This is a genomic window from Alcanivorax sp. MD8A (assembly GCF_002888555.1).
Lineage (GTDB): Bacteria > Pseudomonadota > Gammaproteobacteria > Pseudomonadales > Alcanivoracaceae > Alcanivorax.
Window position 1 is genome coordinate 66,972 of record NZ_AQOQ01000015.1, and the last position, 15,872, is coordinate 82,843.

Here is a 15,872-nt window from a genome sequence, read left to right on the forward strand (position 1 = left end):
TCCTTGCTGGTCTGTTACAGGTCTTGTCTGTTTGGCGGATCGCTGGCGTGATGCCTTGGCGTTTCCGGCTTTTCAAATTGCCATGCGAGCATGGCTCCTACAGGGGTAGGGGGTTAGTGGAGCTTGCTGGCCCAGGCGGTGGTTGCCTCGGCGATGCGTTGGTAGACCTGCTCGAAGACTTCCCTGCTCCGTTTGTACGGATCCGGGATGTCTTGCTGCCCATTCCATTGGGTCAGCAGGAATACCTTGCCACTACTTTCAGGATAACGTTGTGTCAATTTGTCACGCTGGCGCTTTTCCATTACCAGAATCAGATCGGCCTCTGCGCACATTTCCCGGCTGAGCTTGCGGGCCACATGGCAGGGGGCAGGCTGACCGTCGGCTTCCAGCATGGCCTGTGCGGTAGGCTCCATGCCCTGCCCCTCAAGCCCCACCAGCCCTGCAGAGCTGATCTGCTTATCGGGGCACTGGGCTTTCAACAATGCCTCGGCGGTCGGGCTACGGCAGATATTGCCATCGCACAGCACCAAAATCCGGTTAAACATTATTCGTCCAGATCCCGAATGCGGTCTGCGCCAAGGGCGCCATAGTAGATAGTCTGGAAGGTCGGCATGATGTTCTTGATCAGGCGGTTCCAGCGGGCAATCGGTGCTACGGTCACATACACGATGTCACGGCTTTGCAGCGGGAAGCTGTCGGCCAGAATCAGGGCGGTAGCGTCTTTGGCATTGAGCTGGTAGACATCGACCAGGTGTTCGCTGCCTTGTGGTGCACGGCGAATCACGAAGATCCCGGAGGCATCGGCGGTGTTTTGATCATAACCGCCTGAGGCGGACAACGCTTCGGCAAGGGTGAGACCATTACGGGTCATGGGCACTGGCATGGCTTCATTCACTTCGCCCATGACAAACACCTTGTTGTCATCGTTACGGGCCACGTTCAATACATCACCGGCCTGCAGCAGAACGTTCTGGCTGGCGTTACCCCGCTGGTAAATCTCACGCAGGCTCAGGGAGTAGTCCTTGCCCGCACGGGTCAGGGTGACATCGCTCCAGTCGGCCACTTCGGTCAGACCGCCGGCGGCATTCACCGCGTCCAGTAAACGCATGGGCACGTTGGTCACGGGGTAGGCGCCCGGTTTCATGACCGACCCGGTGACGTAGACTCGCTGGCTGCGGAAGCCCGCTACCATCACGTCTACCTGGGGGTTTTCAATATATTCGGCCAGCCGGTCTGCAATGAGATCACGAATTTCAGTGACCTTCAGGCCTTCGACCTGGATCTTGCCAACGTAGGGATAAAAGATGCTTCCGTCGTTATGAACCCAGTTGCCGGATTCTTCTGCGCTACGCATGGAGCCCGCGGGAATGGTCAACTCGGGATGATCCCAGACGGTAATTTGCAACACATCACCGATGCCGACGATGTAGTCGTAACTGCCGGTATCGATGTTGAGGTCAGCGGAGGGAGAGGCCAGCGCGGCCTGCTGCTGAGCCTGTGAAAGGACCGCCGTATTGATGGGGTAGATTTCAACGGTGTCTTCCAGCTCTGGGATGTCATCGTTGTCATCGTTTTCGTTGAACCAGCCCGGGGAAGACATGTGGGAGCCCGGGGCAAACGCACAGCCGCCAAGCATGGCCAGGACGATGCCAAGCACGGCAATTCTGGAAAGAGGGCTAACGTTGTTGGTCATATTCATCCTGATAGTTAATTGCCAGTCGCCACATCACACGGAATGCTTGCCCTGGTCGGTGTCCTTTTTACCGCTCGCCCGGTTGTCTGGCCACATGCACTCGAAGGCACGCTACCGCCACACTGACCATTATCCAGCGTATTCTGGGCTCCCGACAGGCCTGGCGACTCAGCATCGCTGGCGCTGGGGTTAATCGCTTAATCGCCGCGGGAAATATCCCCGACGGCAAGGGCCAATTTGTGCTGTTTCTCCAGCATTGAGATCAGCACGATAGCCCGCTCTTCCCCGTTGAACCGATCGAATACGGCGTCGAGATCGGCAAACGGTCCTCGGGTGATGCGCACCGCATCGCCCGTCTTGAATATCTGTTCTGCCCCTTCGGCAGCCCCTGTACGGGCCATGATGGCCCCCATGGCTGCACGGGGAATGGGTGTCGGCTGGCTACCGAAGCGAACCAGCCTTAACACCCCCCTGGTGGAACGGATCACGCTCCAGTCTTCACCGCCTACCTTCAGTTCAATAAACAGGTAACCGGGAAACAGGGATTCAAGCTTCTGCTTTCTGGCACCAGAGCGTATGCGCTCGACCTGGACCTGCGGGAAAAAACATGTAAAACCTTGATTGATCAGGTTTTCATGCGCCCGCTGCTCCTGGCCGGGTTTGCACTGCACGGCGTACCAGTTGGCTTCACCCTGAGCACAGGGCCCGGGCGGTTCGTCGTTCATGGTCATGCCTTCCCTGGCAAGTTGCATGGTTAAACCCCGGCCATTAAATGCCCAGTTCGGCCATGATCTGTTTTACACAAGCTTCGATATCGTTTTCAGCGGTGTTGATGGTGATTTCCGCTTTTTCCGGCGCCTCGTAGGGGCTGTCGATACCGGTGAATTCCTTGATTTCGCCCGCACGGGCTTTTTTGTACAGACCTTTCGGGTCACGCTTCTCGCACTCTTCCAGCGGTGCGTGGACAAATACTTCCACGAATTCACCGTCATCAAACAGTTCGCGGGCAGCGTCACGGTCGGCACGGAACGGGCTGATAAATGCCGTCACCACGATCAACCCCGCATCGACCATCAGTTTGGCCACTTCCGATACGCGACGAATGTTTTCGGCACGGTCTTCATCGCTCATGCCCAGGTTTTTGTTCAGACCGTGGCGAACATTGTCACCGTCCAGCAGGTAGGTGTGCTTGCCCTTCTCGGTCAACGCCACTTCCAGGGCGTTGGCAATGGTGGACTTACCCGCACCGGACAGGCCTGTCAGCCAGATGCACACCGGCTTCTGGTCTTTCTGGCTGGCACGGTCGCCCTTGCTGATATTGGTCTCGTGCCATACCACGTGGGCCTTGGAGTCGTGCTTTTTCTGCTGGTAGGGGGTGCTCATGAAACAATGTCCTCACATATACACAGGGCTAGGGAAAGAAAGGCCAGACCACCGGGACCAACGTCACAGTGACCAACGCAACCAGTACGCTCATGGGTAGCCCGACCTTCAGGTAATCCACGTACCGGTATCCGCCCGGCCCCATGACCATCAGATTGGTCTGGTAACCCAGCGGTGTCATAAAACTGGCCGAGGCGGCAAACATGACCGCGACAACAAACGGCAACGGGCTGGCTTCCAGCCAGCGTGCCACTTCCAGCGCGACCGGGAACACCAACACTGCCGCGGCATTATTGGTGATCATTTCGGTGAACAGCGCGGTGACCAAGTAGACCATAAGCAGGGCAACCCAGGGGCCCACATTGCCCGACAAGAGCACAGATTCGACAATCCAGTTAGCCGTGCCGCTCTTCTCTACGGCTTCGCCCACTGCAAAAGATGCGCCAATGACCACCAGAACCGACAGGTTGACGCTGACGGTAACCCGGGCGCGATTGGCGGTAACACAGCGGCTGACCAGCAGGATGCCTGCAGCCACCATGGAGGCTTCAAGGGTAGATACCCAGCTAAAGGCCGCTGCGACCAACATGCCCACCAGCACCATGACCGCCAGCGGCGCCTTGCGGAAGTCTGGCGGAGAGGAGTCCTGAAGCGGGCTCACCAGCATGAAGTCTCGACGATACTGATACTGGGAAACAAACGACTTGGCGGTTTCCAGCAACAGGGTGTCGCCCACCCGCAGCTCGATGTCCCCTACTTTGCCCGACAGACGCTTACCGTTACGGCTGATGCTCAGAATGGCAGCCTGGTACTGAGTGCGAAAAGCGGATTCTTTGACGGTTTTGCCAATGGCGGGAAATTCCTGGCTGAGGATCACCTCGACCAGGCAGCGTTGGTGGTTATGCAATTCCAGTTTGTGGGAACCCGCATGGGCAGGCACCAGACCATTAAAGCGCTGCAGTTCCCGGGCGCATTCCGGGGCGCCGATGAACACGAGCACATCTTCGACTTCCAGCGGGGTATCAGCCCCTACGGCAGTCAGCAGGCGATCACCGCGCTGAATTTCAGTGAGGTAGCCATGCGCCAGGTTACGCAGACCTGCCTCACGGATGGTTTTACCGGCCAGCGGGCTGGGGTTGGAAATACGCATTTCCACGTTGTATTCGCGGGCATTTTCCAGCTGCTCCATCAGACCTTTGCGTTCCGGCAACAGGTGGCGACCGATAAACAGCAGGTATAAAGAGCCGATGATCAGCAGCGGAATGCCCACCCAGGCCAGGTCAAAAATCCCGAATCCCGGCAGGCCATGGGCTTGCACCATGCCATCGACTACCAGGTTGGTGCTGGTGCCGATCAGGGTACAGGTACCGCCCAGAATCGCCGCGTAGCTGAGCGGCAGCAGGAATTTGGAGGGTGACATTTTCAGCCGCTGCGCCCAATCCTGCACGGCCGGGATCATCATGGCGACCACGGTGGTGTTATTCAGGAACGCACTGAGCAATGAGGTAGGCACGATCATGCGGGTCTGGCTGGCCAGCACGGTTTTCGGACTGCCAAGCAGACGGTGCGCGACCCAGTAAATCGCGCCAGTGTCCCGCAAGGCGGCGGAAACCACATAGAGCGCACCAATGGTCATCAAACCGGGGTTGGCAAAGCCTTTCAGGGCTTCCGATGGGGTAATGATGCCGTAGAGCAACAACAGGGTCAGGGCCGCCATCATGGTCACGTCGGCAGGCACCTTGTTGGTGGCCAACGCCGCGAGCACCATGATCAACACGGCTATGGTGAACACCATATCTGGTGTCATAGGTTCCCTCACCCTTAAAAGAGAAATGAATCACATTTCTAAAGCCGGCCAATTCTACGGCTTGCGCATATGCTGTGCAAAGAGCATCTGTCACCAGAGTGTCTCATTGCGTGCATGTCGCACTGACGGCGTGCAGCTTCCTTGCCATTTCGTACAGCAACCCCTTTGGCACGCAAAATCTTGATGATCCGGCCTGGAGGGGGCCCATAATCTAGCAAATTTATGACAGTTTTGTGCGATTAGATGGGTATGTTACTCAAGTCTTACAATTGGGCAGCACTATTTCTGTGCATTAAATGGTCGTGCGCTCAAATATGCACCAGCTTTGGGCGCCGCCCAGCAACGAAGGCCATATGCGCTCTCACCCACCCTCACCCGCTCGATGCAATTGAGCATTCGCGTTACGAATGGATCGCCATGCAAGCATTGCTCCTACAGATCGTCAGCACCCAGTGGTCTGGCTAGGGGGCCAGGTCGGTCAGGGCCTGGATGATGGGGGTATCCCCTTCAATCACATCGAATTCGGTATGGTCGAGGGGCGCTCTGGCAGTCTCCGCCAGCACCTTGGCCACGTCTTCACGGGTGATATCACCAAATTCGGTCAACCTTGGCGCCAACGTCACCTTGCCGGTGGGAGGGGTTTCGGTAAGGCGGCCGGGACGGACAATGGCGTACGCCAGTCCGCTCTGGCGAAGGTGGTCGTCTGCTTTGCCTTTCGCCTCAAAATAATGCCGTAGTGCATCCGGACCTGAGCCCGGTTCGTCAGCGCGCATGGAGCTGACAATAATAAAACGCCCTACCCCGACCTCTTTGGCTTGATCGATCAGACTGATGGCCCCGTTCTGGTCTACATCAATGGTTTTTTCCGGCCCCGTGTGAGGCCCAGAACCTGCTGTAAAGATCACCAGGTCCTGACCAGAAAGCGCCTCGCGACAATCGCCTTCCAGGTCTGCTACCACGGTTTCATGGGCACCAAGCTGACGCAGGTCGGCCTGCTGGGCAGGGTCACGCACCATGGCGCGCACTCGCTGGTTGTCAGCGACTAGATGAGGAATCAGACGGCGGCCAATTTTACCGTTGGCTCCGGCGATCAAAATATTCATGGTTACCTCCTTGCTGTTGAGGTAACCATGGTTGTGGTCGACAGGATTTCAAGGGGGCCGCCGCTCAGACCGCCGCTTGCCTGGGGACCGCGGCGCTGGCAGCCTCGACTTTTACCGGGATGCCGTTCAACTGTGCCATGGCGGTGACCGCTTCGACACGGGTGGTACCGACCACATCGTTGACGCTGGCGCCTCCGGCGCGGCGTGCCACATCCATTTGCACCCCTTTGCGATCATGCCCCCAGCCATGCGGAACACTGATCACGCCAGGCATGATGTCGTCGCTCACCCAGGCAGGCAGGGTAATGCTGCCGACCTCGCTGCGCAGGGTCAGGTCGTCGCCGTCTGTCACCCCCAGCCGTTCGGCATCCTGCGGGTGAATCAGGATATTGCAGCGGCTTTTGCCTTTCACCAGACGCTGGCTGTTGTGCAGCCAGGAGTTGTTGCTGCGGACATGGCGGCGGCCGATCATCAGCATCTCGTCCGCTTTCGGGGGTTTGGGTACCGGCAGCCCCTGCAGGGCACGGAAATACAACGGCGGTACCAGGTTAATACGCTGGCTGCGGGTGTAGAGTCGCTTGGGCAGAGCACGCTGAAGCGGCCCCAGATCAATGCCGTGGGGCTGGGCGAGCACCTTTTTCAGCGTCAGCCCCTTGTGCTTGCCACGCAGGACCTTCCAGGCCAACTTCGGCAGGCTACGCAGCCCTGCCCGCTTCAGAATGGCCATGCTGCGCCCGCCAGTGCCATAAGGCCCCAAACGCAGGCCCAGGTCGACAATGCCCCTGTCGGTGAGCTTGCGCATGAAGCGATCGGTGGCTTCCACCTGGAAGCGTTCCCGGCGACTTTCTGCCTTGAGACGCCCAAGCCGGGTAGCCAAGCCCAGCAGGATTTCCCAGTCGTGCAGGCTGCCTTCCGGTTTTTCCACCAGCGGCTCGCTGAATTTGACCACATTGCGGACCGCCACAGCCTGGAAAATCGGGTCGAACTGGGCATGCTCCAGCTGCCCCGTGGGCGGCAGGATGATGTCCGCATGGCGGGTGGTTTCGTTGATGTACAGATCGATGCTGACCATGAACTCGAGCCCGGACAGGGCCTTGTCCATCTTGTTGCCGTCCGGGCAGGACAGCACCGGGTTGCCGGCATGGCTGATGAACGCCTTGATCTGCCCGGTACCCGGGCTGAGCATTTCATCGGCCAGGGTGGTCACGGGAAACTCGCCGCCAAATTCCGGGTAGCCGTGTACCCGGCTGCGGTAACGGTCAAAGCTCCCGGTTTCACCGCCAAGGGCACCGAAGGCCACAATATCGAAAGCGGGTTTGGTGAACATCACCCCACCCTCACGATCCAGATTGCCGGTCACAATATTGATGACATACACCAGCCAGGCACTGAGCGTGCTGTGGGCACTGGTAGTCAGCCCGACACGGGAGTAGATCGCAGCCCGGGGGGCCGTGGCGATATCCCGGGCCAGTTTGCGAATCCGGTCGGCCGTCATGCCGGTGGCCTCTGCCACTTTTTCGGGGGTCCAGTTCTCTACCAGCCGCGCCAGCGTCCCCTGCCCGTCGAGAAAATCGGTGAGCCGCCCCGGCGCGACCAGCAGCTCTTCAAACATGACCTGCAACAGCGCCAGCAACAGATAGACATCCGAGCCCGGTCGAATGAAGTCATGCTCATCGGCAAGACGCGCGGTCTCGGTACGGCGGGGGTCCACCACCACCAGCTTACCGCCACGCTCCTGCAGGGACTTCAAGCGCCCGCGAATGTCCGGCACGGTCATAATGGAGCCATTGGAGGCCATGGGATTGCCGCCAATCACCATGAAATAGTCGGTACGGTCGATATCCGGAATGGGGAACAGGGCCTGGTGCCCGAATAGCTGCCAGGTCGCAAGCTGATGGGGCAGCTGGTCGGCAGAGGTGGCGCTGTAACGCTGGCGGGTGCCGAGGGCGTTAATCAGCGGCAGCAGGGTAAATAAGGCACCGTGATTGTGGGCGGTGGGGTTCCCCAGGTACATGCCCACACTGTTCTTGCCATGGCGTGCCTGAATGTCGTGCAGCCGACGGGCGGTTTCGTCCAGCGCTTCATCCCAGCTGATCGGCACCCATCCGTCCTTGGTGCGTTTGACCGGGTGACGCAGGCGGTCCGGGTCGTTGTGCAGGTCCTGCAGGGCCACCCCTTTGGGGCAGATATGGCCACGACTCAGGGGGTCGGCGCTGTCACCGCGAATCGCCAGAATTTCATCGCCCATGTGATCGATTTCGATACCGCACATGGCTTCGCAAAGGTTGCAGGTATGGTAGTGCGTCTGTTTCATCCGTGACCTCGTTCCTGGCGATAGCTGGGAAAACCGTGCCCCTTTTGATAACAGAGTTGCAAGGGGGATGCCATGACGGCGTTCCGCTCATGCAGCGGGCATAGCGCTTCCCCCACCTCTGCCAGAGGGCGGACTACCGTTCCGGGACTAGCAGCGCCTGCAAAGGCTGGCGCTGGGGTTTGAAACGGTTGATGGTCTCATCCGCTTCGTAGCCCAGCGATAAGCCGCACAGCAGCTTGTAGTTTTCCGGGATGCTGAAATGCCTTTCCAGTGGTGACCGCCAGATCGCCAGCGCGCCCTGGGCACAGGTGCCCAGGCCTGCATCGGTAGCCGCCAGCATCAAGCTTTGCAGGAAGATCCCTGCGTCCAGCGGGCTGTAAACGTTCAGCCCCTCGTGAACAAAGATGAACAGCGCGACTGGCGCATTGAAGAAGCGAAAGTTTTCCCGCATCTGCAAGTGACGGCCCATTTTGTCACCGCGCTCAATGCCGAGCAGTTCATACAGCTGCTGCCCGGTGGCGTTGCGGCGTGGCTGCAGATCCTTGGGGTAATCGGTGATCGGGCGGAAATCCCCGTCTGGCACGCCATCTTTGGTCACCATGGCTTTGAGCTGCTTGAACTTTGAGCCCCGCGCCAGACTCACCAGGTCATCGAACATGGGCGGCAACCGTTCACGCAAGTCTTCCAGCACCGCGCCTTTGGCAACCGCAATCTGATACGGCTGGGTGTTGGACCAGCTGGGAGCAGACGTGGCCATGGCCAGCAGTTCATTCAGCAATTCGTCACTGACCGGTTGATCGGTAAAGGCTCGCACGCTGTGACGCTGGGCCATGACGTCCTTGAATTCCATGGGGTACTCCTCGGGAGACAGTGGCACGACTATGCCAAATCCCTACAATACCCGGCCATGACCCATCACGACGCCAACCTGCAACGCCGAGCCAATTTTTCCCGGTGCCGCCAATACCGTTATGCCTTGTGGCGTCAGTGGGGCGAAGGCGATGATTTCATGCTGCTGATCGGTCTCAACCCTTCGACAGCCGACCACCGCCAGGATGACCCTACGATCCGCCGCTGCATGGGCTTTGCACGCGATTGGGGCTATGCCGGCCTGTGCGTGGCCAACCTGTTTGCCTACCGCGCCACCTACCCCAACGACCTCTTTGCCGCCCCGGAGCCAGTGGGACCGCAAAATGACCGATGGCTGCGAAAACTGGCTCGGGACGCTGATCTCGTCGTTGCCGCGTGGGGCAACCTGGGCCACCACATGGACAGAGCGCACACCGTGGCGCGGCAGCTGGATAACCTGCACGCCATCCGCATCAATCGTTCCGGCGATCCGGCCCACCCCCTTTACCTCCCCAAACACCTGACCGCCTCCCCCTGGGACGGTTATCGCCGCTAACCACGCTCTCCTCCCCCAGGAGCCATGCTCGCATGGCGATCTTTCTCCAGCGCCTTATCGCCATGCAAGCATGGCTCCTACAGGTTGTGTGTGGGGGGGGGGCGAGGCGGGCACTGCGCGCCTTGCCCCAACCTTCACCTGGGACGCGGATAATGGAAACAGGCTAATTTTAAAGGATCGACCGTGGCCGACCCCCGCGCCGACAATATCCGCCGTACCCGTGCCCTCACACTGGTGAGCCTGGCGCCCATGTACCTGCTTGCCATGTTGGCCTGGGCGGATCCGTGGCGAGAGATGGCACTCATGGCGCTGGTGGCCTATGCCGCCATTTCCCTGACGTTTGCCGGAGCCATCCACTGGGGCCGTGTGCTCGGGCAATTCAATAACAGCAACCAATTCCCCACCCAGCTTTTCGGTGTGCTGGCCGCGTTTATCGGTTGGGCAGGATTACTGCTGCCCCGGGAAATGGGGATCCCCATGCTTTGTGCCGGCCTCACCTTTGTCTGGGGCACGGAACAGATGCTGTTCAGTGATGATTTACCCAGCTGGTATCGAAAACTGCGCAACCAGCTGACGGGGGGCGCCGTGCTGGCCATGCTGATTGGCTGGGCGGCAGTGATGATGCCTATGTTCTAGCCCCCTACAGCGGATTCTCCCCCCCTGCAGCTTTTACCCTGTTTAGCATCCACGGATGGCAACGCCATAATTGCCCGGCTAGACTGTTGCAAACTCAAAGGGAGACACACTCCGATGCGTTCGACCCGCCACTTTTTTGCTTTCGTTACCGGCTTGCTCATCACCCCGGCCCTGTCCTTCGCTGCCAATGGCAACGTCAGTTATCAGCAGGACATCAAGCCGATTTTTGACAGCAAGTGCCTGGCCTGCCATGGCTGCTACGATGCGCCCTGTCAGCTCAAGCTGGAGACCATGGAAGGCCTGGATCGAGGCGCCAGCAAGCAACCTGTCTATAACGGTGGCCGCACCGAAAACGCCGATCCGACCCGGCTTTTTATCGATGCCCAAAGCACCGCCGAATGGCGTGACAAGGGGTTTTATTCGGTGGTGGATAGCGCCTGGGGCATGAAAGGATCGTTGCTGTACAAGATGCTGGAACTCGGCAAGCAGCACGAATTTTCCGCCAATCATAAACTCCCTGATGATATCCAGCTCGGCCTTGCCCGTGAAAACACCTGCCCGAACCCGGACGAGTTTGACGACTACGCAGACGACCGCCCGATGGAAGGCATGCCACTGGCCGTCACGGGCCTCACCGATGACGAATTCAGCACCCTGAAAGAGTGGATGCACCAGGGGGCGCCCATGGAGCCTCAAACCCTGACCCTGAGTGCCGATGAACAACAGCAGATTCAGGCCTGGGAAACCCTGCTCAACCAGAAAGACAAACGTCACCAGCTGGTGGCCCGCTGGCTTTACGAGCACCTGTATCTCGCTCACCTGTATTTTGGTGAAGAGGACAGCGAAACCCGGCCAGAGCACTTCTTCCAGGTTTACCGCTCCAGCACCCCTCCCGGTGAACCCATCCAACCCATCGGCACCGTGCGCCCCAATGACATGCCTCCGGAAAATTTCTGGTACCGCCTGGCACCGGTGAAGGGCACCCTGGTACACAAGACCCATATCACCTTTTCCCTGAACCCGGAAAAACTGGCACGGACCCAAAAGCTGTTCTTTGGCAGCGATTGGAACGTGGACACGCTACCCGGTTACAGCTATGACGATCGCGCCAATCCGTTTGTCACCTTTGATGCAGTGCCCGCCCGCGCCCGCTATCAATTCATGCTGGATAATGCGGAATACTTTGTGCGTACCTTTATTCGTGGCCCCGTGTGTCGCGGCCAGGTCGCAACAGATGTGATTCGCGACCAGTTCTGGGCGGTGTTCCAGGATCCGGATCACGATCTGTACATTAACGATGCGGAATACCGCGCCAAAGTCAGCGGCCTGCTGGGCCTGCCCGGTCAGGACGATGACCTGCTGGCGCTGGGCCCGGAATGGTACAAGTACCGCGGCAAACGTAACGACTACCTGAACCTGCGCAAGGAAGGCTACGGCCAATACGAGCCCGCAGGGCCCACCTGGGACAGCATTTGGGATGGCGATGGCCATAACCCCAATGCCTTGCTCACCATTCTGCGTAACCACGACAACGCCTCTGTGCGCAAAGGGTTGCTGGGCGATTACCCGCTGACTACCTGGGTCATGGACTACCCGTTATTCGAGCGGACTTATTATCAGCTTGTGGTGAACTTCAATGTCTTTGGCTCGGTGTCGCATCAGGCCCAGACCCGCTTGTACTTCGACCTGATTCGCAACGGCGCCGAACAGAACATACTGCGCTATTTCCCGAAAGACATGCGCCAGCCGGTGGTTAACAACTGGTATCAGGATGGTGGCAAGCTGCGGATGGAAATCAGCTATGCGTCCATCGATACCCAGAACCCGACAGGCATTGAGTTCAAGACCAGCACCCCGGTCAACGAATTCAACGATGAGCTGGTAAAACGCTTCAAGCACATCAATGCCCGCCCGGACCCGATCAACCGCTGCGACAGCGAACGCTGCCAGCGCCAGGATGTGGCCGCCTGGAAGCAGGAAGCCGATTCGAGCCTCAGCCAGTTGGCCTCACGCCGGGCCGCCAACCTGAAAGCCATCCACTACCTGCCCGAAGTCGCCATGATCCGCGTGGAAAACCGAGACGGAGAGCAGGAGGTGTATACGATGTTCCGCAATCGCGCCCACAGCAATGTGGCTTTCATGATGAATGAGGACATGCGCTACCAACCGGAACTGGACACCATCACGCTCTACCCGGGTGTGCTGACCAGCTACCCCAATTTCATGTTCAATCTGCGCACTGAAGACGTCGACGATTTCGTCAAACAGATGAATGCCGTGGAAGACGGAGATGACTTCACCAATCTGGTCACCCGTTTCGGCGTGCGCCGCACCCATCCCAGGTTCTGGGACTATTTCCACGCCCTCACCCGCTATATGGAAGCCAATGAACCCACCCAGGCGGCCGTGCTGGACATGAACCGCTACAAGAACCTGTAACCGCAGTAAGCACCACCCTCCCCTCCTTGTGGGAGCGGTGGTTCTGTGGAAACGGTGGTTCCACAAAGGACTGGGGTATCACTCCCGCCCGGGCGGATGGCGTCCGGGTGTCGTCCACACCCACCCCATCTCCTGACAAAACGCACCGCCATACCCTTTCCCCTTGCCCATGGCTAGGCCCACAGCGCCACCCCGGTTGCCTACTGGCCAGACTGGTTGGTCACATTGGTCAATGAGACTAAGCCGCCCCGCTTCATAATCGACTGCAATCGACAAAAACAACGAGGCTACTTCTCATGGCAAAAGATGCAGTAGGTTACGCGCTCACCGCGCTTAACCGTCTGGCCAGTTCCGACGTGCTGGACAAGCTGGGCATGCGCAAGAGCGTTGAGCGCCTGGCATACACGCTCACCAAAGGCGGCTTTCAGGTGATTACCACCACCGCCCGCACCTTCAAATCCAGCAAGCCCGGCAGCAAACCGGAGCGCCTGAACGCCCCCGGCCACACCAAAGACCTGTTTGATCTTGGTGTCACCGAAGAGCAACAGATGATCCGCGACAGCGTTCAGGCCTTTGCCACCGAGGTGCTGCGCGAGCAAGCAGAACACGCCGATGCCGCTCAGAAGACCAGTGACGAAGTGCTGGCTCAGGCCCAGGAACTGGGGCTGAATTTCTTCGCCGTGCCGGAATCCCTTGGTGGTGCCGCCACCGAACGCTCCACCGTCACCAGCATGCTGGTGGCCGAAGACCTGGCCCGTGGCGACATGGGGCAGGCCGTCGCGATTCTCGCCCCCATGGGTGTGGCCAATGCCCTGACCCAATGGGGTACCGCCCTGCAGCAAGACAAGTACCTGAGCACCTTCGCGGAAGAGAATCCGCCCAAGGCCACCATCGCCGTGTGCGAACCCCGCCCGCTGTTCGACCCCATGGCACTGCAAACCACCGCCCGCAAGGACGGCGACAGCTATGTGATCAACGGTGAAAAATCGCTGGTTCCGCTGGCCGGCGACGCCGAGCTGTTTCTGGTCGCCGCCCAGGCCGAAGACGGCCCCGCCGTATTTATTATCGAAGGCGGCAGTGAGGGTTTCACTGTCGGCGAAGATCCCTCCATGGGCATTCGCGCCAGTGCCCAGCGCCCGCTGACCCTGGACAACGTTCGGGTTCCGGCAGAAAACCGCCTGGGGAACGGCGACTTCGATTACCGCGCCTTTGTCGATCTCGGCACTCTCGGCTGGTGTGCACTGGCCATCGGTGCGTGCCAGTCCGTACTGGACTACGTGGGTCCGTACTGCAACGAGCGTATCGCCTTCGGCGAACCGATCAGCCATCGCCAGTCCGTGGCCTTCATGATCGCCGACATTGCCATTGAGCTGGATGCCATGCGCATGCTCACCTACCGCGCCGTGTGTCGCGCCGAGCAGGGCAAATCGTTCCAGCGCGAAGCCCACCTGGCCCGCACCCTGGTGAAAGACAAAGCCATGAAAATTGGTACCGACGGCGTCCAGCTGCTCGGCGGTCATGGCTTTACCAAAGAGTACCCGGTGGAACGCTGGTATCGGGATCTGCGTGCCGTCGGTGTCGCCTTCGGCGGCCTGCACCTGTAAGGAGGGAGCACATCATGAATATCGAAATTCCCAAGAAGTTCAAACCCCTGATCAACAACGCTTATCAGGTGGCACAAAGCACCCTCCGCCCCCTGTCACGCAAGTATGACCGTGGCGAGCACGACTACCCCAAAGAGCTGGATATGCTGGCAGCAGTGCTGGATGGCTTCAACGAAGGCGACCCGGCCAACTCTGCGGGCGCCGCAACCACCGGCAAGGGCACCCGTGAAGATGAAGGCGGTGTCAAAAATGGCTCCAACATGGGCGTATGCCTGGGAGCCATGGAAATGTGCTACGGCGACACCGGCTTCCTGCTGGCCATGCCCCGCCAGGGCCTGGGCAATGCCGCTATTGCCGCCGTCGCCAACGAAGAACAACTGGAACGGTTCAAGGGCAAGTGGGCCGCCATGGCCATCACCGAGCCCGGTTGCGGTTCTGACTCCGCCGCCATTCGCGCCACCGCCAAGAAAGATGGTGATCACTACATCCTGAACGGTGAGAAGATCTTCGTGACGTCCGGCCAGCGCGCCGACTGCGTGGTGGTATGGGCCAGTCTGGACCCGAAGCTGGGCCGTGCGGCCATCAAGTCTTTCGTGGTGGACTGGGGCACACCGGGCATGGAACTCGCACGCCTGGAGAAGAAACTGGGCATTCGCGCGTCCGACACTGCCGCCATCAACTTCGTGGATTGCCGCGTTCCTGCGGAGAACCTTTTGGGCTCCCCGGAAATCGACACCAAGAAAGGGTTTGCCGGGGTCATGGAGACCTTCGACAACACACGCCCGCTGGTGGCGGCCATGGCAATCGGTTGTGCCAAAGCCTCACTGGAGCGCATCAAGGAACTGCTGAAGGAGCACATGCAATACGACTTCAGCAAACCGGTAGACAACTGCTCAGCCATCGAAGCGGAAATCTACAAGATGGAAGCAGACTGGGAAGCAGCCTACTGGCTGGCCGTGAAAGCCGCCTGGATGGCAGACAACAAGAAAGCCAACACCCTGGAAGCGTCCATTTCCAAGGCCAAGGCCGGACGTGTCGGCAATTACATCACCTTGCGCTGTGTGGAACTGGCAGGCAGCCTGGGCTATACCGAAGATGAATTGCTGGAGAAATGGGCCCGCGATTCGAAGATTCTGGACATCTTTGAAGGCACCCAGCAAATCCAGCAACTGGTCATCGCCCGTCGGGTGCTGGGGCTGAGTTCGAAAGAACTGAAGTAACCCTGCCCGGGACTAAAAAACGCCGCCTTGTGCGGCGTTTTTTTATAGCTAACCGCACGGGGCTCGCAGCAACCCCTCGTACAGATTCTGGAGGGGTCCGAGGCCCGGCGTGGCGATGACATCACCCCCGTCCCGTGTAGGGGCTATGCTTGCATGGCGATCTTATCCCGCGCTTTATCGCCATGCGAGCATGGCTCCTACAGATTGTGTGGGGCGCCGCCGAAGGCGGGTGCGGCGACGACATCACCCCCGCCCCGTGTAGGAGCTA

Annotated in this window: 13 protein-coding genes; 5 read left to right on the forward strand and 8 right to left on the reverse strand. The window is 59.3% G+C overall.

The annotated features are described in order from the left end of the window. Positions 1-113 precede the first annotated feature (113 nt). The 8 genes from A15D_RS09845 to A15D_RS09880 form a co-directional block, all read right to left on the reverse strand. Entirely contained in the window at positions 114-545 is a 432-nt protein-coding gene (locus A15D_RS09845) for a low molecular weight protein-tyrosine-phosphatase (protein WP_102791795.1), read from the reverse strand. Further along, the gene (locus A15D_RS09850; protein ID WP_102791796.1) at positions 545-1,693 is read right to left on the reverse strand and encodes a polysaccharide export protein; all 1,149 of its coding nucleotides are present in this window, start codon (positions 1,691-1,693) and stop codon (positions 545-547) included. The genes A15D_RS09845 and A15D_RS09850 overlap by 1 nt, the downstream gene beginning before the upstream one ends. 197 nt (positions 1,694-1,890) lie before the next feature. After that, complete coding sequence (gene rfaH, locus A15D_RS09855; protein WP_102791797.1) at positions 1,891-2,445, reverse strand: transcription/translation regulatory transformer protein RfaH; 555 nt, start codon at positions 2,443-2,445, stop codon at positions 1,891-1,893. Between the two features lie 16 nt (positions 2,446-2,461). Next, positions 2,462-3,076 carry an adenylyl-sulfate kinase gene (gene cysC, locus A15D_RS09860; RefSeq protein ID WP_102791798.1) on the reverse strand — a complete coding sequence of 205 codons (615 nt, stop codon included), beginning with the start codon at positions 3,074-3,076 and terminating at the stop codon, positions 2,462-2,464. Positions 3,077-3,104: 28 nt separating this feature from the next. Beyond that, on the reverse strand, positions 3,105-4,883 hold the full coding sequence (locus A15D_RS09865) for an SLC13 family permease (RefSeq protein WP_102791799.1): 1,779 nt from the start codon (positions 4,881-4,883) through the stop codon (positions 3,105-3,107). 461 nt (positions 4,884-5,344) lie between these two features. Continuing rightward, positions 5,345-5,986, reverse strand: a complete 642-nt coding sequence (locus A15D_RS09870) for an SDR family oxidoreductase (protein WP_102791800.1) — start codon at positions 5,984-5,986, stop codon at positions 5,345-5,347. A gap of 64 nt (positions 5,987-6,050) precedes the next feature. After that, positions 6,051-8,300 carry a molybdopterin-dependent oxidoreductase gene (locus A15D_RS09875; protein WP_102791801.1) on the reverse strand — a complete coding sequence of 750 codons (2,250 nt, stop codon included), beginning with the start codon at positions 8,298-8,300 and terminating at the stop codon, positions 6,051-6,053. A gap of 133 nt (positions 8,301-8,433) precedes the next feature. After that, positions 8,434-9,150 (reverse strand): nitroreductase, encoded by a 717-nt coding sequence (locus A15D_RS09880; RefSeq protein WP_102791802.1) that lies wholly within the window; start codon positions 9,148-9,150, stop codon positions 8,434-8,436. A 57-nt stretch (positions 9,151-9,207) separates the two neighbouring features. On the opposite strand from A15D_RS09880, the gene A15D_RS09885 reads away from it, so the two are divergent. From A15D_RS09885 to A15D_RS09905, 5 genes are all read left to right on the forward strand, one after another. After that, entirely contained in the window at positions 9,208-9,705 is a 498-nt protein-coding gene (locus A15D_RS09885) for a DUF1643 domain-containing protein (protein ID WP_102791803.1), read from the forward strand. A gap of 183 nt (positions 9,706-9,888) precedes the next feature. Continuing rightward, positions 9,889-10,341 (forward strand): DUF3429 domain-containing protein, encoded by a 453-nt coding sequence (locus A15D_RS09890; RefSeq protein ID WP_233192196.1) that lies wholly within the window; start codon positions 9,889-9,891, stop codon positions 10,339-10,341. Between the two features lie 114 nt (positions 10,342-10,455). Further along, on the forward strand, positions 10,456-12,780 hold the full coding sequence (locus A15D_RS09895) for a fatty acid cis/trans isomerase (protein ID WP_102791804.1): 2,325 nt from the start codon (positions 10,456-10,458) through the stop codon (positions 12,778-12,780). A gap of 296 nt (positions 12,781-13,076) precedes the next feature. After that, complete coding sequence (locus tag A15D_RS09900; RefSeq protein ID WP_102791805.1) at positions 13,077-14,384, forward strand: acyl-CoA dehydrogenase family protein; 1,308 nt, start codon at positions 13,077-13,079, stop codon at positions 14,382-14,384. 14 nt (positions 14,385-14,398) lie between these two features. Beyond that, positions 14,399-15,604, forward strand: coding sequence for an acyl-CoA dehydrogenase family protein (locus A15D_RS09905; protein ID WP_102791806.1), 1,206 nt, complete (start codon positions 14,399-14,401; stop codon positions 15,602-15,604). Positions 15,605-15,872: the final 268 nt, after the last annotated feature.

What these genes read in the sequence shown, in the direction of transcription:
- A15D_RS09845 (WP_102791795.1), bottom strand. Translation starts at nt 545, where the DNA reads ATGTTTAACCGGATTTTGGTGCTGTGCGATGGCAATATCTGCCGTAGC.
- A15D_RS09850 (WP_102791796.1), bottom strand. Translation starts at nt 1,693, where the DNA reads ATGACCAACAACGTTAGCCCTCTTTCCAGAATTGCCGTGCTTGGCATC.
- rfaH (WP_102791797.1), bottom strand. Translation starts at nt 2,445, where the DNA reads ATGCAACTTGCCAGGGAAGGCATGACCATGAACGACGAACCGCCCGGG.
- cysC (WP_102791798.1), bottom strand. Translation starts at nt 3,076, where the DNA reads ATGAGCACCCCCTACCAGCAGAAAAAGCACGACTCCAAGGCCCACGTG.
- A15D_RS09865 (WP_102791799.1), bottom strand. Translation starts at nt 4,883, where the DNA reads ATGACACCAGATATGGTGTTCACCATAGCCGTGTTGATCATGGTGCTC.
- A15D_RS09870 (WP_102791800.1), bottom strand. Translation starts at nt 5,986, where the DNA reads ATGAATATTTTGATCGCCGGAGCCAACGGTAAAATTGGCCGCCGTCTG.
- A15D_RS09875 (WP_102791801.1), bottom strand. Translation starts at nt 8,300, where the DNA reads ATGAAACAGACGCACTACCATACCTGCAACCTTTGCGAAGCCATGTGC.
- A15D_RS09880 (WP_102791802.1), bottom strand. Translation starts at nt 9,150, where the DNA reads ATGGAATTCAAGGACGTCATGGCCCAGCGTCACAGCGTGCGAGCCTTT.
- A15D_RS09885 (WP_102791803.1), top strand. Translation starts at nt 9,208, where the DNA reads ATGACCCATCACGACGCCAACCTGCAACGCCGAGCCAATTTTTCCCGG.
- A15D_RS09895 (WP_102791804.1), top strand. Translation starts at nt 10,456, where the DNA reads ATGCGTTCGACCCGCCACTTTTTTGCTTTCGTTACCGGCTTGCTCATC.
- A15D_RS09900 (WP_102791805.1), top strand. Translation starts at nt 13,077, where the DNA reads ATGGCAAAAGATGCAGTAGGTTACGCGCTCACCGCGCTTAACCGTCTG.
- A15D_RS09905 (WP_102791806.1), top strand. Translation starts at nt 14,399, where the DNA reads ATGAATATCGAAATTCCCAAGAAGTTCAAACCCCTGATCAACAACGCT.